This is a genomic window from Gilliamella apicola (genome assembly GCF_003202655.1).
Lineage (GTDB): Bacteria > Pseudomonadota > Gammaproteobacteria > Enterobacterales > Orbaceae > Gilliamella > Gilliamella apicola_R.
The window spans coordinates 47,227-65,652 of record NZ_QGLR01000017.1 but is presented as its reverse complement, the minus strand read 5'-3'; the positions used below and the strand labels follow the sequence as shown (position 1 = coordinate 65,652).

Genomic DNA, 18,426 nt, shown 5'->3' with positions numbered 1-18,426 from the left:
TTAGCGCTAACATTCATAATATGAAAGCAGATAAAATAATCCACCGTAAATTACCCGAAAAGTTGCCTGAATTATCAAGTGATATTCCGTTATTATTGCAACGCGTTTATGCATTACGCGGAATAACGTCTATGCAAGAGTTGGACTATAGCACTCGTAACTTATGTAATTATGACAATCTCGATGGTACCAATACCGCTGTCGACCTTCTCTATTGTGCAATGAAGAACAATCAGCGAATCGTCATTGTCGGAGACTTTGATACTGATGGCGCAACAAGTACTGCATTAACAGTAACCGCGTTAAAAAAAATGGGTTGTCAATTTGTCGATTATATTATTCCAAATCGGTTTGATGATGGATATGGCCTAAGTATCAACGTTGTAAAAAAAGCAATTTTACAAAAAGCGGATCTCATTATTACTGTTGATAACGGGGTTTCGGCTGTTGAGGCGGTCGAATTTGCCAAACAAGCAAATTTAACGGTCATTATTACCGACCACCACTTATGCCCAGAACAACTACCCGCGGCGGATGCGATTATCAATCCTAATTTGCCAAACTGCACTTTTCCTTCAAAAAACTTAGCCGGTGTCGGTGTGGCTTTTTATTTTATGTTGGCGTTACGAGCAAAGCTGCGTAAAGAAAACTGGTTTGCTAACCATAATTTAGCAGAATATAACATTGCTAGCTTGCTAGACTTAGTTGCGCTTGGCACGATTGCCGATGTGGTAAAACTTGACCGTAATAATCGCATATTGGTTCATCAAGGCATTAGCCGTATTCGAGCCGGTTATTGTTGTGAAGGAATCAAAGCATTATTAGATATCTCTAGACGAGATCCACTTACGTTAACTTCTACAGATCTTGCCTATTACATAGCCCCAAGGCTAAATGCAGCTGGGCGAATGGATAGTATGTCGCTTAGCGTGGAATTACTGCTATGTGAAGATTATGATAGTGCCATCAAACAAGCAACCGATCTTGATACTCTTAATCATGATCGGAAACTGATTGAACAAACAATGTATCAAGAAGCGTTATCCTATATTGAACAAGTAGAACAGAAAAATTCTACTTTTCCGAACGCATTAGTGGTACATCATCCGCAGTGGCATCAAGGTATTATCGGTATTGTATCGGCGCGTTTGAAAGATAAACATTATCGTCCGGTTATATGTTTTGCCTCTACTGAAGATGGATTATTAAAAGGTTCCGGACGATCAATAGAGGGGATTCACTTACGAGACATACTTGATGAACTCAATGAGAAATATCCCGATATTCTAGTGAGCTTTGGTGGACATGCCATGGCAGCGGGATTAAGTATTCAAGAAAAAGATTTAGATCAATTTAGCGCACATTTTGAAGCATTGATAACTAAACAACTCGATTTAGATGTACTTGAACAAATCATTGAAACCGATGGTGAAATTGATAATCAAGATTTTAGTTACTCAATCGCTAAACAGTTAAAAGAATCTGGACCTTGGGGCGAAGGATTTATCGAACCGACATTTGATGGTGAATTTATTATTCATCAACAACGCTTATTTGGTGAGAAGCACCTCAAATTGGTACTCGAACCGAAAAACGGCGGGCCGATAATTGAAGGGATCTGTTTTAATGTCAATTTAAACCAGTGGCCAGACCATACAATAAAAAATGCAAAAATTGTTTATCAATTAGATGTGAATGAATTTCGTGGTAATCAAACGCTAAACTTAATGATAAGGCATATTTGGCCTATCGCATAAACTATTAAAATCGACTATAATTGAGAGATATCAAAAAATAACATCCATTAACCATAAAAATCTGACGCGCTACACAATAAAATAGTTTTATTATCAGTACAATTTATACAATAGTAAGGACATAAAATGCATATTCATATTCTTGGGATTTGCGGGACATTTATGGGCGGCATTGCATTAATAGCTCGTTCATTAGGCCATAAAGTAACAGGATCAGATAAAAATGTTTACCCACCAATGAGTACGCTGTTACAAAAAGAGCATATCGATATTATCGAAGGGGATGATCCTTCACAATTATCACCAACGCCAGATCTAGTCATCATTGGCAATGCCCTATCCAGAGGTAATCCTTGTGTTGAATACATTTTGGACAATAATATTCCTTACGTTTCCGCGCCACAATGGCTACACGATAATGTATTAAAAGACCGTTGGGTTATTGCTGTTGCCGGTACTCATGGCAAAACAACAACTGCGGGAATGGTTAACTGGATTTTAGAAAAACAGGGCTACAAACAAGGGTTTGTCATTGGTGGTGTACCGGGTAATTTTGAGCTATCAGCGAGATTAGGCGAAGGTGATTTTTTCGTTATTGAAGCAGATGAATATGATTGTTCATTTTTTGATAAACGCTCTAAATTTATGCATTATTGTCCAAAAACACTAATTATGAACAATTTGGAATTTGATCATGCTGATATTTTTGATGATCTTAGTTCAATCCAAAAACAATTCCATCACCTAGTTCGTTTAGTACCAAGCAAAGGATTGATTATTTCTCCTCAAGAAGATACTAATATAAAACAAGTATTAGCAAAAGGTTGTTGGAGCGAACAGAGCTTTACAGAATCTGAAGAAGGTTGGTTAGCCAAAAAAATCGCTAATGATGCTAGCAACTTTGCCGTTTATTACAACAATGAAAAAGTGGGTGAAGTTAACTACTCTTTAGTTGGTGAACATAATATGCATAATGCCCTAATGGCTATTGCTGCGGCACACAATGTTGGTATCAAGCCAGAAGATGCGTGTTTAGCATTAGGATCATTTTTAAATGCTAAAAGACGTTTAGAGCTATACGGTGAAGTTAATAATATTGAAATTTACGATGATTTTGCTCATCACCCAACCGCAATATTAGCAACATTAGAAGCATTGCGCAGTAAAATCGGCGCCAATAGGCGAATTTTAGCGGTATTAGAGCCACGATCTAATACGATGAAATTAGGGATATCCAAAGACGAACTTGCCCCATCATTAGGTCGAGCCGATGAGATATTTATTTTTCAACCTGAACAACTACCATGGTTAGTTGCTGATGTCGTCGATGCTTGTATCCAACCTGCATACTGGAGTGGCGATATAGACTTATTAGTTGAAATGATAACCAAAGCAGCAAAACCTACCGATGCTATTTTGATTATGAGTAATGGTGGTTTTAATGGAATTCATAATAAAATTTTAGAAAGTTTAAAAAAACAGCAACTAAAAGAGCTACTGGATGAAGAACCCCTAATCTAATCCATGATTAATTTACCTATATGATTTTGCCACTTAACGTGGCATCTCATTTACAGTTAGAGGCAGTCTTATGCAATACTTAGTCACCTCATCTGAAATGAAGCATTATGATGCTTATACTTCAAATACAATAGGCTTACCCTCACTAGTATTAATGGAACGGGCTGCGTTAGCTGTAGTAAATCAACTCAATACCAATGGTTATAATTTAAACAAAGTCGCTGTAGTATGTGGTTATGGTAATAATGGTGGTGATGGTATTGCTGTTGCTCGGTTACTTAAATTGCAGCATATTGATGTAGATGTGTATTTGATTGGTGAAGTAGAAAATGTATCTGAGGAAACTTCACAACAAATAAAAATAGCTCAAAATTATAATATTAAATTTATTACGTCTTTGGCCGAGTCCTTTAGCCAATATACGACTATTGTTGATGCTATTTTTGGTATAGGGCTTAATCGCCTTGTTAGCGGTGATTTTCTTCACACAATCGAACGAATAAATCACAGTAATGTCGATGTACTTGCTATTGATATTCCTTCGGGACTTTGTTGCGATACAGGTAAAATTCTTGGTACGGCAGTTAAAGCCAAACAAACAGTAACTTTTGCTTATTCAAAAATAGGTTTAACACTTTATCCGGGCGTTGAATTAGCTGGCGAAGTCACTATTGCCGACATAGGTATCTATGCAACTACTCCAGCAAGTCATTACACTTACCAATCCAATGAATTACCTCAATTATTGCCGCGCAGATTAAATAACAGTCATAAAGGTAATCATGGCAAAGTATTAGTTATTGCCGGTTCAGAAAATATGTCGGGAGCTGCCTACTTTGCAGCGAAAGCTGCTTATAAAACCGGAGCTGGGTTAGTACGTATTTACACACCAATATCTAATCGGGATATCTTATTAACTCAACTACCAGAACTATTATTCACACCATTTATTGCCAATAACATTGACACTAAAATACTTGAAGAACTTATTGATTGGGCGTCAGTCATTGTTATTGGACCAGGAATGGGACTAGCCGATGATACTCACAAAATCTTATCGCATGTTTTAAAACATGCAACAGTTCCTATAATCATTGATGCTGATGGAATTAATGTTCTAGCACAAAATATAAGATTATTGCAACAAGTGCAAGCAACGATTATTGTCACCCCGCATTTGGGTGAAATGGCAAGATTAATTAATCAACCAATTGAAATAATAAAAGATAATCTAATTCCTACCGCTAAAAAATTTGCCCAAGACTATCGGCTAATCTGCGTATTAAAAGATGCCAAAACAATTGTCGCTATGCCTGAACAAGCCACTTATATTAATCAATCTGGCAATAGTGGTATGGCAACCGGCGGTAGTGGAGATGTGTTAACTGGGATTATGGCAGGACTTATCGCGCAACATTTACCGCCAACTATGGCTGCTTCAGTAAGTGTTTACTTACATGGACTGGCAGGTGATGCGGCTTTAACAAAACAAAATAAGTATAGTTTATTAGCCAGCGATATCATTGACGCTCTAAACGAGGTATTATCTGTCTAGTTATAAAATAACCATAATTTTAGTTTACCTAGTATGGATTTTTCATCAAAGATAATGATGATAAGATTATGTCGCCGAATACAAAATCGGCGAATTTGGGTTGTTAGCTTAATGACTAACTACAATGAACGGTAATAGCTAATCCGCCGCGTGAAGTCTCACGATACTTGGCATTCATATCCTTGCCGGTTTCGTACATTGTTTCAATCACCTTATCAAGCGATACAATCGCCGCCGTAGTACGCCTTAATGCCATACGCGTAGCATTAATTGCTTTGACTGCCGCAATCGCATTGCGTTCAATACAAGGAACTTGCACTTGACCATCAACCGGATCGCAAGTTAACCCTAAATTATGCTCCATCCCAATTTCGGCAGCCATACAAACCTGCTGAGGATTACCGCCCAACAATTCAGCCAGACCAGCCGCCGCCATTGAACAAGCTACGCCAACTTCGCCTTGGCATCCTACTTCTGCCCCAGAAATAGAGGCATTTTCTTGATAAAGTAAGCCGATGGCTCCACAAGTTAAAAAATAGCGAATAAAAATATCCGGCGATACCGGATCAATAAACTTATCATAATATGCCAGTACTGCTGGGATAATGCCACAAGCGCCATTGGTTGGCGCTGTCACAACCCTGCCTCCGGCAGCATTTTCTTCACTAACTGCTAGCGCAAACATATTTATCCAATCAATAACTATCATTGGATCATTATTATTTTTGCTAGTCAATAATTGCCGATAAAGGGCATTTGCTCGACGCGGAACCTTTAGCGCACCGGGTAATAATCCTTCGGTATTCATACCTCGTTTAATACAATCAAGCATTGTTTGGCCAACTAAAGAAAAATAATTTACAACTTCATCATAACTATGCAGTTGTAACTCATTTTTTAGTACAATACTCGATACCGACAGCGAATTATCATCACAATGAGTCAATAATTGTGCTGCGCTTGAAAAAGGATAAGGTACCTCCTGCGCATTCTGATCTTGTTGAGCAAATAACGCCTCTTCAACAATTTTCCCCCCACCCACGGAATAATAAGTTTTTTGGGCGATAAGCTGATCATCATGATAAGCGCTTAGCGTCATGCCATTTTCATGTAGTGGTAAGAAGGTAGAATGAAAGATAATACTCTCGCTGGAAAAATTAACTTGGTATTTACCGTTATATATTGGTAGTTTACAACAATGATTGATGGTTTGAATAAAATGCGGGATTTGGTCAATATTGACAGTATCAGGTTTTTCGCCAGATAATCCAAGTATAATTGCAATATCAGTATGATGGCCTTTCCCCGTCAGTGACAAAGAACCATATATATCAGCCACAATTTTAGTCACCGACGACATTTGCCCATTATCAATAAGCTGATCAACAAATGCCTTACCCGCTCGCATCGGACCAACGGTGTGTGAACTTGAAGGACCTATACCAATTTTGAATATATCAAAAACCGAACCCATGTTATCCCTTTTTGTAATCTTCGACTTGCTCAAGATTATAAATAAAAAAACGACTTATATTTAGTGCTATATTATGGTGATAACAATTGCCGAATCAAGCCATTAATTGAGATTAAATCTTCATCCTAAAATAAATTTTATAAAAAAGTTGCGAAACAGTTTTTTTGAAAGAAAATTTTAGATTGAAAACCGCTAGTTATATAATTTTGTGAAACCAACTCTTACTTAGCGCACTTATTTGATTATTATCATTTCTTAGCAAATTATTCATATGAATAATAAGTACAGGTAATACCTGTATCATAATCTAAAATATGTAACTCTCCGCCAGTAAACCTCTCTATGTGGAAAAAATCTGGTTTTTTCTTTAAATAAACTTTTCGTAATCTATCAATACCAATAAGATATTTATTTCCCTCTTTAATATAAAAATCCTGTTTATCTGCATCTGCTGGGACTATTTGTTGGCAAATTTTACAGTTTTTGCCATAGTCATATTTATCATTTTCCGACTCGCCCGGATAATAACAGCGATCTTCTATCCACATTTCGTTGGTAATTTCTTGATAACTAAAATCAACCAAATGATATGTGACAATTTTAAAAGGAAAATATAAAACCAGTGCAATTAAAAAGAGAAAAAATAAATAATGCACTAATTTATATATGACAGTTTGACGTTTTTGCATAAAGGTTTTTATATCTTAATTTTATAGTTATAAAGAATGCGGAACAGTTGTTTAAAAGCCAATTATAGAATAAAAAACCGCGCAATATTTTTATATCGAATCATAGTAACAAACAACACCTAAATCTGATCGTATAACTTCCATAAAGCCGCCAGACAATATTTCAGATGAGTCGTGGAAAAAACTAGGTTTTTCTTTTAATATCAATTTACCAAAAAGCTCATTTTCAAAATATAAATCGCCATCATCAGTAACGGTAATATGGTCATCAGGGTGAATAAAACTAGGACAGGGACATTCCATTATATATTCCGTTGTATTAGACAGTCGACTACAACCATCAGTTCGCCAATGAAACTCGAATACCTCTTGATAACTTAAATCAAACAGATGATATTTAGTACATTTAATCGGTAAATATAAAATAAGTACAGCTAAGAAGAGAAAAAATAAACGTTGTTTTAATTTAGGTATATTCAATTTGTCCATATTGTTTAGTAACTTATTCTCAATAAAAGAAAATTTATCATATATAAACATTTATAACCATATTTACTAATAAAATTACTTTTGTGTTGCGCTTGGTACTGCTAAACTAGCTAACATTTTTATTATATTTATATATAAATTATTTTTCGGGATAAATGTATGCGAACCAGTAAATATCTTCTATCTACATTAAAAGAAACACCAGCAGATGCTGAAGTAATTAGCCATCAATTAATGTTACGTGCCGGTATGATCCGCAAAGTTGCTGCCGGATTGTACACATGGCTGCCCACTGGTTATCGTGTACTAAAAAAAGTGGAAAATATTGTTCGTGAAGAGATGAATAACGCCGGTGCAATTGAAGTATTAATGCCGGTGGTACAACCTGCCGATATATGGCAAGAAAGTGGCCGCTGGGAACAATATGGTCCTGAATTATTACGTATTAAAGATCGTGGCGATCGTGATTTTGTCTTAGGGCCAACTCATGAAGAAGTGATCACTGACTTACTACGTAATGAAGTGAGTTCTTATAAGCAATTACCGCTAAATGTTTATCAAATCCAAACTAAATTCCGCGACGAAGTCCGTCCTCGTTTTGGTGTAATGCGTTCACGTGAATTTATTATGAAAGATGCATACTCATTCCACACCTCGCAAGAGTCATTACAAGAAACGTATGATGATATGTATAAGGCATACAGTGCAGTATTTACTCGGGCTGGCTTAAATTTTAGAGCAGTACGTGCTGATACTGGCTCAATTGGTGGTAATTGGTCACATGAATTCCAAGTATTAGCGGATAGTGGCGAAGATGATATCGTCTTTTCAACTGAATCCGATTATGCTGCCAATATTGAAATGGCACAAGCGCAAGCGCCAACCCAAACACGCCAAGCGCCAACTAAAGAGATGCAATTAGTAGATACGCCTGATGCCAAAACAATTGATGAATTAGTTGCACAATTCAATATACCAGTTGAAAAAACCGTTAAAACGTTAATGGTTAAGGCAACTAAAGAGAGTGGTCACCAACTTGTAGCTTTATTAGTCCGTGGTGATCATACGTTAAACGAAATCAAAGCAGAAAAAATTGATATTGTGGCATCACCACTTGAATTTGCAACTGAAGATGAAATTCGTGCCTTAGTCAATGCTGGACCTGGCTCTCTAGGACCGGTCAAGCTCAGTATGCCAATTATAATTGACCGTGATGTCGCAGTAATGAGTGATTTTGCTGCCGGTGCCAATATTGACCATAAACATTACTTTAATATCAATTGGCAACGCGATGTGGATTTACCTCGTATCGAAGATATTCGTAATGTGGTCGAAGGTGATATTAGCCCGGATGGCAAAGGCACATTGCAAATTAAACGAGGTATTGAAGTTGGGCATATCTTCCAACTTGGTACTAAATATTCAGAAGCCATGAAAGCAACTGTCCAAGGTGAAGATGGTCAAAATCATGTGATGATCATGGGTTGTTATGGTATTGGTGTTAGCCGAATTGTTGCCGCTGCAATTGAGCAATGTCATGATGAGCGCGGAATTATTTGGCCTGAAGCGATTGCACCTTTTAGTGTTGTTATTATTCCAATGAATATGCACAAATCAGAAAAAGTACAAGCGACTGCGGAAAAACTTTATGCTGATCTTCAAGCCGCTGGTATTGAAGTATTATTTGATGACCGAAAAGAGCGCCCAGGTGTTATGTTTGCTGATGCTGAATTAATCGGTATACCACATACTATTGTTATCGGTGAACGTAACCTTGATAACGGTGATGTTGAATATAAACATCGTGCTGGTGGCGATAAAGAGTTGATAAAAGTTAACGATATCGTTGAATTTATCAAACATCGTCAACAATAAATTTAACAATTAAATAAAAGTTTTACTAATGTATAGAACACAACAATTAATGGCTCACTATTATTTTAAACTGTGCAAAATAGCGAACCTTTTCTTGTTGTGTTGTTTAGCTTTTATTATTAGCAGTTGCCAATCTAACATTAATTCCTCACCCTTTCCCAATAATTTTTATCAAGTCTCAAACGATATCTATCGTTCTGAACAACCTAATCTAAAACAGATAGTACAACTTGATAAAGTAGGCATTAAAACTATAATTAATCTGCGATTATGGCATAGTGATCGGGATAAAATTGCCAATACCGGGATCTCTGAGGTTTGGATTAATCTACGAGCAGGCAATATTACCGATAAAAAAATAATCCAAATTCTTAAAGCAATCAAAAATTCACCTAAACCAATATTAATTCATTGTTGGCATGGCAGTGACCGAACAGGTGTAGTTATTGCAATGTATCGCTTAGTCTTTCAAAATTGGAGTAAACGTCAAGTTATTGATGAATTAATGCAACCTGAGTTCGGCCATCATTATAATATTTATCCCAATATACAAAACTATATTAAAAATGTTGATGTTGAACAAATTCGCCACGCGGTTTTTGAATAACCTCATTATTTAAATTATTAAATCGAGTAAATTAAATAGTATAGCGGTAATAGCTCAAATTGATAAAAAATTCAAAGTGATATTGTCTTTTTTTTAAGCTAGAATACTTAACTATTAATCTTTTTTTTATGAGTTAAATGTATGTTAAAAAAAGCAATCGCATTGGTATTATCGACATCACTATTATTACAAAATAGCGCCATTGTCTATGCAGCAGATAATATTAAACTACCTGATATAGGAACGGCAGCCTCATCTACACTAAGTATCGGGCAAGAAAATGAGATGGGTGATTATTATATGCGCTTGTTACGTGGCAGTGCTCCTATCGCCAATGATCCTGTCTTAAATCAATATATTAATGATTTGGGTAAAAAATTGGTGTCTAAATCAGAATCAGTACAAACCCCCTTCCATTTTTATGTGATGAAAAGTAATGTGCTTAATGCTTTTGCTTTTTTTGGTGGAAATGTTGTTATTCATTCTAGATTAATAATGGATACCGACAATGAAAGCCAATTAGCTTCAGTTATGGCTCACGAAATTGGTCACGTTACGCAACGTCACTTAGCGCGGGCGATGGAAGCCCAAAATAAAAATAGCCCTTATGTGTGGGGGGGAGCCTTAGGTTCGTTACTATTAACCCTAGCTAATCCAGAAGCAGGTATAGCGGGAATAACAACCACCATGGCAAGTTCAGCCCAAAGTATGATTAGTTTTACTCAATCAAACGAACAAGAAGCGGATAGAGTTGGGCTTAGAACATTAGCTAAAGCAGGATTTGATCCTTATGCTTCTTCCGAATTTTTACAAAAACTAGCGGATGAAAGTCGCTTTAGTAGTAAACCTCCGGAAATTTTAATGACTCACCCATTACCTAATAGCCGTTTGTCAGATATCCGTAATCGATCTCTGCAATATTCTAAAAAAAATATACCTTCTTCATTAAGCTATTATTTAGCCAAGGCAAGAATAGCAATATTTATGGGGAATAGTAATACCGCTAAACTGTTGATTAATGATTATCGTAAATTGAATAGTGATCAGGGTAAAAAAGCACTGAGCTATGCCATCGCACTAAATTATTACAATAATCAAGATACAGTACGTGCCAAAAGTGAATTACAACCGTTATTAGATAATGACCCTGATAATATTTGGTATATTGATTTAATGACAGATATTGATTTAGACAGTAATGATAGTAGTACTGCGATTACTCGTTTGCAAACGGCATTAAAGCGATCACCGGATAGCACAGCTTTACAATTAAACTTAGCTAACGCTTATATAAAAGCTGGCAAATATCAGCAAGCCGTAAGTTTATTACATCGTTATACATTTGACCACAATGATGATACTAATGGTTGGGATCTATTGGTTACCGCTTATGGTGGATTAAAATCAAGAGCTCAAGAAATGAGTGCCACAGCAGAATTAATTGCGCTTAAAGGAAGATTTCCTGATGCAATTCAATTGTTAACTAATGCCAAAACACAAGCTAAAGGTAATCAAACATTAATTTCCAAAATTGATGCAAGAATTAATCAATTAAAACAATTACAAAAACGTTACGCAGTTTATAGCAGAAAATAATCTAAATATTACTCGGCTAATAGCTTAATTAGCATTAGCCGAGAAAACATGATAAAAATAACGGTAATTAATTGGTTAAATGATCAACATTATTATAAAACTTAACTGAAAATTCACCTTCTGGATTATCTTCAGTTTGTTTGTAGTTAACTAGACTAATACTGGTATTTAACACTCGAGGAAAATAATCTTGATCTCGATGTCGACGCCAATCTCCACCATTTAAAACACAAAGTAATATTCGTAACACCGTACCATGTGATACCACTAAAATATTACCTTTATCTTGTGGTGCATTTTTTACAATAACGTTTAATGCCTCTTTCATGCGAGAAAGTATATCAAGGTAGTTTTCACCTTGGTTAATAGAAGCATCAAAGTTCCCTGGATCGGTTAAATAAGTTGTAAATTCGGGGATTTCTTTTTTTAATAAAGGAACATGCTTTCCTTCCCAAATGCCAAAATCCATTTCTCGTAAATTATCAAGCTCAGTGCTAGGTATGACATTGTCATTTTCATGAATAATATAATCTCGAGTTTCCATAGCACGTTGTTGAGGGCTAGAATAAGCTTGTATAAATGGCGTATTTTTTAAATACTTTCCAGTTATTTTGGCCCCTAAAACACCATTTTCAGTCAAAGGCGAATTTTTCGAGCCTTGCATCTGATCTTTAATATTCCATTCGGTTTGTCCGTGTCTAATTAAATATAAATTAAGATCTTTCATTCTTATTAATTACCTTCTCATTTTATCATTGTTGATATTTATCATTTCTAATCTGGGTTAAGCAATTTTGCAAAATTTCATCCATTGGTGCATGTAATTGCATCTCTTGCATAGTTTTAGGATGAATAAATTTCACATTAGCTGCATGTAAAAATAGTCTGTTAAGTTTGCTTTTAACTAACAGTGCATCAAATTGGTTATCACCGTAGCGATCATCAAATGCAATCGGATGATTAACGTATTGCGTATGTACCCGAATTTGATGAGTTCGTCCGGTTACTGGGCTAGCTTTTATTAAAGTTGCAAATCCAAAGCGTTCTTCTACTTTAAATCGTGTTTCCGATGGTTTGCCTTCGGCATTCACTTTAACTACACGTTCACCACTTTTAAGTACATTTTTTAATAATGGTGCTTGTACAACTTTACATTCAGATGGCCAATTACCTTTCACTAAAGCTAAATAATTTTTTTGCATCTGTTTCAAACGCAGCTGTTCATGTAGTGCTTTTAATGCCGAGCGTTTTTTCGCAATAAGTAAAACACCGGATGTTTCTCGATCGATACGATGCACTAATTCTAAAAATTTGGCTTCAGGTCTTAATGCTCTTAATCCTTCAATCACCCCAAAACTTAAGCCACTACCACCATGTACGGCAATTCCAGATGGTTTATTAATGGCTAAAATTACATCATCTTCATAAATAATAGATTTTTCTAAATCAGCAACTTTATTTAGTTTTTTGGAAATTTCAGGAACCGTTTTTTCTGAAACACGAATCGGTGGAATTCGAACTTCATCGCCGATGACCAATTTATATTCAGGTTTAATACGCTTTTTATTAACGCGCACTTCTCCTTTTCTAAGTATGCGATAAATCATACTTTTAGGCACACCTTTAAGATAGGTGATTAAAAAGTTATCAATTCGCTGTGTCACATTTTCTTCGGTAATAGTGACAAATGAGACATGTAATTTTGTTTGTTGAACATTTGAGTCCATAGGAAAAGCTTAATCCACCCTTAATTAATAAAAGTCGTTTAATATTATTTAAAAATAAACTACACTACAGGTTATAAGAATAAAATAGATTGATGTTAATAATCTATAATATTGAGATGATTATAGCGGAATATGGAGGAATAAAATAGTATGTTATCTTTACTCAATCAATACTCTCGGGAAAGATTTGCCTGGTTTTTATTATTTCTTTCCACCGCTATTTTTGAATTAACTGCCCTCTATTTTCAATATGGTTTAGGCCTAGCTCCTTGTACTTTATGCATTTATCAACGTTGTGCAATTTATGGAATTATGTTAGGTAGCCTAGTCGGTCTTCTTGCACCAGGAAAACTCATTTTTCGTTTAATCGGTATTCTCATTTGGTTAGTTAGCGCTATTAAAGGTTTTAATCTGGCAACTTTTCATGCCCATTTACAATTTGAACCCAATTTAAGTGATACTTGTGCAATCAATGTCCAATTCCCGTCTTGGTTACCTTTGGATAAATGGTTACCAAGCATGTTTAATGCTTATGGTTCTTGTTCAGAGAAAATTTGGTCATTTTTAACTATTGAAATGTCACAATGGATGATTATTATTTTTGCTGGTTATTTATTGGTCGGTTTAGTAATCCTCTTTAGTCAAATTTTTTCATCTAAAAAAAGGTCAATCTGGAGTAATTAGACTTTTTTCAACTGGCACTTTTTGTTGAGTTTGTTAGAATGTGTGGCAATTTAATTTTACAAATTATCACACATACATGCTTTTGGAATATCATCCCCCCATTGATCCTTGGTTAACTATTTTATATCAAGATGACCATATTGTTGTGGTTAATAAACAACCTGGTATTTTGTCTGTCTCAGGAAATAAACCGCAATTTATCGATAGTATTATTCATCGTTTACAACAAAAATATAGTTATGTTGAATCTGTGCATCGCCTGGACATGGCAACGAGTGGCATTATGGTTGCCGCTTTGTCTAAATTAGCGGATCGAGAAATAAAAAAGCAGTTTAGAGAACGTATACCTAAAAAAACTTATATCGCCGTAGTTCATGGTCATCTTGAAGATGACAGTGGTCAAGTCGAATTACCGTTGATTTGTGATTGGCCTAATCGTCCAAGACAGATGGTAGATCACGATAATGGCAAATATGCATTAACGCATTACCAAGTTATTTGCCGTAATAATGATAATACCACGCGAGTGGCACTATTTCCGTTTACCGGACGATCTCATCAACTCAGAGTGCACATGCAAGCAATTGGCCATCCCATTTTAGGCGATAAATTTTATGCTCATCCGGAAGCATTTTCGATGTCAAACCGGCTATTATTACATGCCCAACATCTCAGCATAAACCATCCTAAAACAGGAGAAAGTATGACGTTTTGTTGTGAGCCTGATTTTTAAAATTTAACTATATTATCAACTTTTAATATTCGATTTGCTAATTACGATATAAACCAAACTTGTTTTATCATGGAGCCATAAAATGCAAAAAATTGTTTTAGCCACTAATAACCAAGGCAAAGTCAGTGAATTACAAACACTTTTAGCCGATGCAGGATTCGCTGTTGTCGCCCAAAATACCTTCAATGTTCCTGATGTCGAAGAAACCGGTTTATCATTTATTGAAAATGCTATCTTAAAAGCAAGACATACCGCAAAAGTGACGCAATTACCGGCAATAGCGGATGATTCAGGTTTAGTTGTTCATGCCCTTAACGGTCAACCGGGTATCTATTCGGCTCGTTATGCCGGAGAACATGGGAATGATAAAAGTAATAATGAGAAATTACTGCTTGAGTTAAAAGATGTGCCGAAAGAAAAAAGAACCGCATACTTTTATTGCGCACTCGCTTTTATGCGACATGAAAATGATCCAACACCAATCATCTGTCTAGGAAAATGGAATGGATTAATTTTAAATCAACCCCATGGCAATGGTGGTTTTGGTTATGATCCTTTATTCTATATTCCGGAACTTAATTGCAGTGCGGCAGAACTAACAAAAGAACATAAAAGTCAAATTTCTCATCGTGGACAGGCTTTAAAACAGTTAATAGCTAAGATAAAAACCGACTATTAGCTAGATTATTAGTTCTTTACTGACGGTTTCTTTTCATTAATTGCACATGTTGAACTAAACAGGATATACTAGGTGTACCAATTATTTTGGAGTTGATATTGTGATATTGTTTATTGTAAGTGGCCGCTCAGGTTCAGGAAAATCAATTGCATTACGAGCATTGGAAGACATGGGGTTTTACTGTGTTGATAATATTCCTGTCGCTTTATTACCACAACTTGCTGAGTCATTAAAAAATAGCAATACCCCGGTGGCAATTAGTATAGATATTCGCAATTTACCAGCTAACTTCAATTTTAACCATGATATATTTCAGCGATTACCTTCCTCAGTTACGCCAGAAATAATCTTTTTTGATTGTAGCCGTAATACGCTAATTCAACGTTATAGCGAAACCAGACGAATACATCCGCTGACTAATCAAAAATATTCTTTAGAAGAAGCCATCGATCTTGAAGAAAAATATCTAGAACCATTAAAGTCACACGCCAGTTTGCTGATCAATACAGATAATCTTTCTGTTCACGAATTATCCAATATTCTTCGCTCTCGAATTTTAGGGAAAAAAGAACGGGAATTAACCATAATTTTTGAATCGTTTGGCTTCAAACATGGTTTACCTGTTGATGCTGATTTCGTGTTTGATGTCAGATTTTTACCTAATCCACACTGGGACATCACGTTAAGACCGTTGACTGGCCTAGATATGCCAGTGAAAGAATTTCTATTAAAACATAACGAAGTCACCAATTTCATCTATCAAACCGCTAATTATTTACAACAATGGTTACCAATGTTAGAAAAAAACAACCGTAGCTATTTAACTATTGCCATCGGTTGTACCGGTGGTCAACACCGTTCAGTCTTTATTGCTGAACAACTAGCCGAATTTTTTAAAGCACAAAATAAACAAGTTCAAATTCGCCATCGAACACTTGAAAAAAAATAGCTACTGCGGTTTAACAAGATTAAGATTAGGTAATTTTTCAAAACGTTTTTTAAATTTTTTAAAAATATCTTTAAGCGTTGGTTTATGTTTAGGTGATAATGGTGGAATTAATCGACTAATTTTAACTAATTCAATATTGCTCGGCAAATTAGCTAATTTTTGCCGTAAAACATTGACTGTCTCAGGATATGGATGACCAATGGCAATAGCATGACCATTTTTTTGCGCAATTTTGACTGCCAGATCAAACTGTTGACTAATGGCACTCTCTGTTTGCTGAAAATCTAAAAAAACATCACGCTCAACAACAGCGATGTTGTAGTCACTTGCCGCATTTTTTACTTGTGTTTTCCCTATCGTTTTACTATCTAAAAAAAACAATGCATGATGATGCAACGCTTTCATAACCTTATACATCCCATCGAAATCAGATGTCATTAAGCTGCCCATATGATTATTCACCCCAATTGCATAAGGAACACTCGACACTGCTTCGTCCACAACTCTTTTAACTTCAGCTTCAGTCATATCAGGAAATAACGTGTCTTTCTCTAAAGATTGTTTACCCATAGGTGCCATAGGTAAGTGAATAATCACCTCATTACCATGCTGATGAGCACGGGTTGCTATCTGTTTAGCATTAGGTGAATGAGGTAAAACCGCGATGGTAATATTGGGTGAAAATGAAATAATTTGTTCTTCGTTGTGCTGACGATAACCAAAATCATCAATCACTACGGCAAGTTTTGCAGCAAACACACTATTTATAGTTAACCATAATATCCCTAGATAAAATAGATATTTAATCATTTTAACCAACCACTAGGATCTAAAGCTTTGCCATCTCGGCGAATTTCAAAATAAAGTCCAGAGGTATTTTGACCACCACTGGAGCCAACAATGGCAATTGGCTGATCGGTTGTAACACTATCACCCACTTCAACTAAAACACGTTGGTTGTAACCATATAAACTCATATCGCCTTTACCATGCTCAAGCGCAACCACAAAACCATAACCTTGTAGCCAACTAGCAAGGATAACGCGTCCGTCGGTAATAGCCTTAACTTGCGTACCATCTTTGGCGTTAATCACCAATCCCTTCCAACGAAGTTCACCTTGTAACGGTTCACCGAATTGATGAGCAATAGTGCCATTTATCGGCCAACGGTATTGATGTTCTGGTTTGCCGATACCACTAATTCGAGCCATTAATGCTCGTTCATCTGCATTAAGTGTATAATTTTTATTTTTCTGTTTTTCTTGAATATTTCTTGCTTGTCTTGCTTCTTCTTCCGCTATGCGACGACTTTCTCTTTCTGCTTCAATGATTTTTGCCTGCAATTTTGCTTCATTTTCTTTAAGCTGAGCTAATTTTTGCTGATTCTTTTCCATTGATGATTCTAAAGAATTGATGGTTTTTTGCCGTTTTTGGTGATTTTGTTCTAACGCTATTTGCTCTTGTTTTTGCTTATTATGTAAGTTTTTTTGAGTGGTTTGCTTTTTTTGTAAAGCATCTTTCTTCTCATTGAGTTGTAATTGGGTTTCATGAAGTTGATTAATTTTTTGTTGTCTAGCTTCATTGATATAACGAAAATAAGTAATTAGGCGTTCATTACGCTCACTTTGTTCGCTAGCAAAGATCAGCTTAAAATTGGTATTCTTTCCTAATTTAAATGCACTTTCTAACTGTCTGGATAACTCATCTTGTTGTTGCTGCTGTTTAATGGTTAGATCATCAATTTGCTTAATTAAACTGGCTATTTCCTTAGCAAGTTTTTTAAGAGTTAAACCTTTTTTTTCAATCGAGGTGAGTAAATTAGCAATTTCAGTTTCTTGATCTTTTAGATCATTAATCAATTGAGTTCGTTTTTTTGTTTGTTGTGCTAAACGCTTTTCTTGTTCTACAATTGAACGACGCAATGATTCTAGTTTTTTATTATCATTCGCATACACCAAGGGCGTATTCATCAATCCAATAAAAAAAATAATCAATAATTTTTGATAAATAGACATGGCCTTTTTATTTATGATTTATTACCAAGCAAGTTAGATAACTTCACTATACCTAGAAATAAGTCAAGATGCAAAA

Annotated in this window: 17 protein-coding genes; 10 read left to right on the top strand and 7 right to left on the bottom strand. The window is 35.6% G+C overall.

Annotated elements, in window-relative coordinates; genetic code table 11:
• Nucleotides 1-20: 20 nt before the first annotated feature.
• The 3 genes from recJ (at nucleotide 21) to DKK70_RS14805 (ending at nucleotide 4,833) form a co-directional block, all read left to right on the top strand.
• Nucleotides 21-1,757 (top strand): single-stranded-DNA-specific exonuclease RecJ, encoded by a 1,737-nt coding sequence (gene recJ / locus DKK70_RS14815; RefSeq protein WP_110434680.1) that lies wholly within the window; start codon nucleotides 21-23, stop codon nucleotides 1,755-1,757.
• Nucleotides 1,758-1,883: 126 nt separating this feature from the next.
• The gene (gene mpl, locus DKK70_RS14810) at nucleotides 1,884-3,278 is read left to right on the top strand and encodes a UDP-N-acetylmuramate:L-alanyl-gamma-D-glutamyl-meso-diaminopimelate ligase (protein ID WP_110434679.1); all 1,395 of its coding nucleotides are present in this window, start codon (nucleotides 1,884-1,886) and stop codon (nucleotides 3,276-3,278) included.
• 70 nt (nucleotides 3,279-3,348) lie between these two features.
• Nucleotides 3,349-4,833, top strand: coding sequence for an NAD(P)H-hydrate dehydratase (locus tag DKK70_RS14805; RefSeq protein WP_110434678.1), 1,485 nt, complete (start codon nucleotides 3,349-3,351; stop codon nucleotides 4,831-4,833).
• Nucleotides 4,834-4,948: 115 nt separating this feature from the next.
• Here the strand turns inward: DKK70_RS14805 and DKK70_RS14800 are convergent, their stop codons facing one another.
• The 3 genes from DKK70_RS14800 to DKK70_RS14790 form a co-directional block, all read right to left on the bottom strand.
• On the bottom strand, nucleotides 4,949-6,307 hold the full coding sequence (locus DKK70_RS14800; protein WP_110434677.1) for an L-serine ammonia-lyase: 1,359 nt from the start codon (nucleotides 6,305-6,307) through the stop codon (nucleotides 4,949-4,951).
• Between the two features lie 263 nt (nucleotides 6,308-6,570).
• Nucleotides 6,571-6,996, bottom strand: a complete 426-nt coding sequence (locus DKK70_RS14795; protein WP_110434676.1) for a hypothetical protein — start codon at nucleotides 6,994-6,996, stop codon at nucleotides 6,571-6,573.
• 90 nt (nucleotides 6,997-7,086) lie between these two features.
• Nucleotides 7,087-7,536 carry a hypothetical protein gene (locus tag DKK70_RS14790; RefSeq protein WP_110434675.1) on the bottom strand — a complete coding sequence of 150 codons (450 nt, stop codon included), beginning with the start codon at nucleotides 7,534-7,536 and terminating at the stop codon, nucleotides 7,087-7,089.
• A gap of 108 nt (nucleotides 7,537-7,644) precedes the next feature.
• Here DKK70_RS14790 and proS point away from each other — a divergent pair, with 108 nt between their 5' ends.
• The 3 genes from proS to DKK70_RS14775 all read left to right on the top strand — a co-directional run bounded on the left by proS (nucleotide 7,645) and on the right by DKK70_RS14775 (nucleotide 11,563).
• Complete coding sequence (gene proS / locus DKK70_RS14785) at nucleotides 7,645-9,360, top strand: proline--tRNA ligase (protein ID WP_110434674.1); 1,716 nt, start codon at nucleotides 7,645-7,647, stop codon at nucleotides 9,358-9,360.
• Between the two features lie 94 nt (nucleotides 9,361-9,454).
• The gene (locus DKK70_RS14780; RefSeq protein WP_181416025.1) at nucleotides 9,455-9,967 is read left to right on the top strand and encodes a dual specificity protein phosphatase family protein; all 513 of its coding nucleotides are present in this window, start codon (nucleotides 9,455-9,457) and stop codon (nucleotides 9,965-9,967) included.
• 141 nt (nucleotides 9,968-10,108) lie between these two features.
• Nucleotides 10,109-11,563, top strand: a complete 1,455-nt coding sequence (locus tag DKK70_RS14775) for a beta-barrel assembly-enhancing protease (RefSeq protein WP_110434672.1) — start codon at nucleotides 10,109-10,111, stop codon at nucleotides 11,561-11,563.
• 67 nt (nucleotides 11,564-11,630) lie between these two features.
• Here the strand turns inward: DKK70_RS14775 and DKK70_RS14770 are convergent, their stop codons facing one another.
• Both DKK70_RS14770 and rluC read right to left on the bottom strand, forming a co-directional pair.
• Nucleotides 11,631-12,290, bottom strand: coding sequence for a histidine phosphatase family protein (locus tag DKK70_RS14770; protein ID WP_110424426.1), 660 nt, complete (start codon nucleotides 12,288-12,290; stop codon nucleotides 11,631-11,633).
• Between the two features lie 25 nt (nucleotides 12,291-12,315).
• Complete coding sequence (gene rluC / locus DKK70_RS14765) at nucleotides 12,316-13,290, bottom strand: 23S rRNA pseudouridine(955/2504/2580) synthase RluC (protein WP_110434671.1); 975 nt, start codon at nucleotides 13,288-13,290, stop codon at nucleotides 12,316-12,318.
• Between the two features lie 150 nt (nucleotides 13,291-13,440).
• Between rluC and dsbB the strand changes: the two genes are divergently transcribed.
• The 4 genes from dsbB (at nucleotide 13,441) to rapZ (ending at nucleotide 16,335) form a co-directional block, all read left to right on the top strand.
• Nucleotides 13,441-13,974: a disulfide bond formation protein DsbB gene (dsbB, locus tag DKK70_RS14760; RefSeq protein ID WP_110434670.1), complete on the top strand. Its 534-nt coding sequence runs from the start codon at nucleotides 13,441-13,443 to the stop codon at nucleotides 13,972-13,974.
• A 76-nt stretch (nucleotides 13,975-14,050) separates the two neighbouring features.
• Nucleotides 14,051-14,707 carry a bifunctional tRNA pseudouridine(32) synthase/23S rRNA pseudouridine(746) synthase RluA gene (gene rluA / locus DKK70_RS14755; RefSeq protein ID WP_110434669.1) on the top strand — a complete coding sequence of 219 codons (657 nt, stop codon included), beginning with the start codon at nucleotides 14,051-14,053 and terminating at the stop codon, nucleotides 14,705-14,707.
• Between the two features lie 82 nt (nucleotides 14,708-14,789).
• The gene (locus DKK70_RS14750) at nucleotides 14,790-15,386 is read left to right on the top strand and encodes an XTP/dITP diphosphatase (RefSeq protein ID WP_110434668.1); all 597 of its coding nucleotides are present in this window, start codon (nucleotides 14,790-14,792) and stop codon (nucleotides 15,384-15,386) included.
• 100 nt (nucleotides 15,387-15,486) lie between these two features.
• Entirely contained in the window at nucleotides 15,487-16,335 is an 849-nt protein-coding gene (rapZ, locus tag DKK70_RS14745) for an RNase adapter RapZ (protein ID WP_110434667.1), read from the top strand.
• Here rapZ and DKK70_RS14740 read toward each other — a convergent pair whose 3' ends face one another.
• Entirely contained in the window at nucleotides 16,336-17,145 is an 810-nt protein-coding gene (locus tag DKK70_RS14740) for a divergent polysaccharide deacetylase family protein (RefSeq protein ID WP_110434666.1), read from the bottom strand. It abuts the gene before it with no gap.
• On the bottom strand, nucleotides 17,142-18,350 hold the full coding sequence (gene envC / locus DKK70_RS14735) for a murein hydrolase activator EnvC (RefSeq protein WP_110434665.1): 1,209 nt from the start codon (nucleotides 18,348-18,350) through the stop codon (nucleotides 17,142-17,144). The genes DKK70_RS14740 and envC overlap by 4 nt, the downstream gene beginning before the upstream one ends.
• Nucleotides 18,351-18,426: the final 76 nt, after the last annotated feature.

What these genes read in the sequence shown, in the direction of transcription:
- proS (WP_110434674.1), top strand. Translation starts at nt 7,645, where the DNA reads ATGCGAACCAGTAAATATCTTCTATCTACATTAAAAGAAACACCAGCA.
- DKK70_RS14805 (WP_110434678.1), top strand. Translation starts at nt 3,349, where the DNA reads ATGCAATACTTAGTCACCTCATCTGAAATGAAGCATTATGATGCTTAT.
- rluA (WP_110434669.1), top strand. Translation starts at nt 14,051, where the DNA reads ATGCTTTTGGAATATCATCCCCCCATTGATCCTTGGTTAACTATTTTA.
- recJ (WP_110434680.1), top strand. Translation starts at nt 21, where the DNA reads ATGAAAGCAGATAAAATAATCCACCGTAAATTACCCGAAAAGTTGCCT.
- DKK70_RS14750 (WP_110434668.1), top strand. Translation starts at nt 14,790, where the DNA reads ATGCAAAAAATTGTTTTAGCCACTAATAACCAAGGCAAAGTCAGTGAA.
- DKK70_RS14795 (WP_110434676.1), bottom strand. Translation starts at nt 6,996, where the DNA reads ATGCAAAAACGTCAAACTGTCATATATAAATTAGTGCATTATTTATTT.
- rluC (WP_110434671.1), bottom strand. Translation starts at nt 13,290, where the DNA reads ATGGACTCAAATGTTCAACAAACAAAATTACATGTCTCATTTGTCACT.
- dsbB (WP_110434670.1), top strand. Translation starts at nt 13,441, where the DNA reads ATGTTATCTTTACTCAATCAATACTCTCGGGAAAGATTTGCCTGGTTT.
- DKK70_RS14740 (WP_110434666.1), bottom strand. Translation starts at nt 17,145, where the DNA reads ATGATTAAATATCTATTTTATCTAGGGATATTATGGTTAACTATAAAT.
- mpl (WP_110434679.1), top strand. Translation starts at nt 1,884, where the DNA reads ATGCATATTCATATTCTTGGGATTTGCGGGACATTTATGGGCGGCATT.
- envC (WP_110434665.1), bottom strand. Translation starts at nt 18,350, where the DNA reads ATGTCTATTTATCAAAAATTATTGATTATTTTTTTTATTGGATTGATG.
- DKK70_RS14770 (WP_110424426.1), bottom strand. Translation starts at nt 12,290, where the DNA reads ATGAAAGATCTTAATTTATATTTAATTAGACACGGACAAACCGAATGG.
- DKK70_RS14775 (WP_110434672.1), top strand. Translation starts at nt 10,109, where the DNA reads ATGTTAAAAAAAGCAATCGCATTGGTATTATCGACATCACTATTATTA.
- DKK70_RS14800 (WP_110434677.1), bottom strand. Translation starts at nt 6,307, where the DNA reads ATGGGTTCGGTTTTTGATATATTCAAAATTGGTATAGGTCCTTCAAGT.
- DKK70_RS14790 (WP_110434675.1), bottom strand. Translation starts at nt 7,536, where the DNA reads ATGTTTATATATGATAAATTTTCTTTTATTGAGAATAAGTTACTAAAC.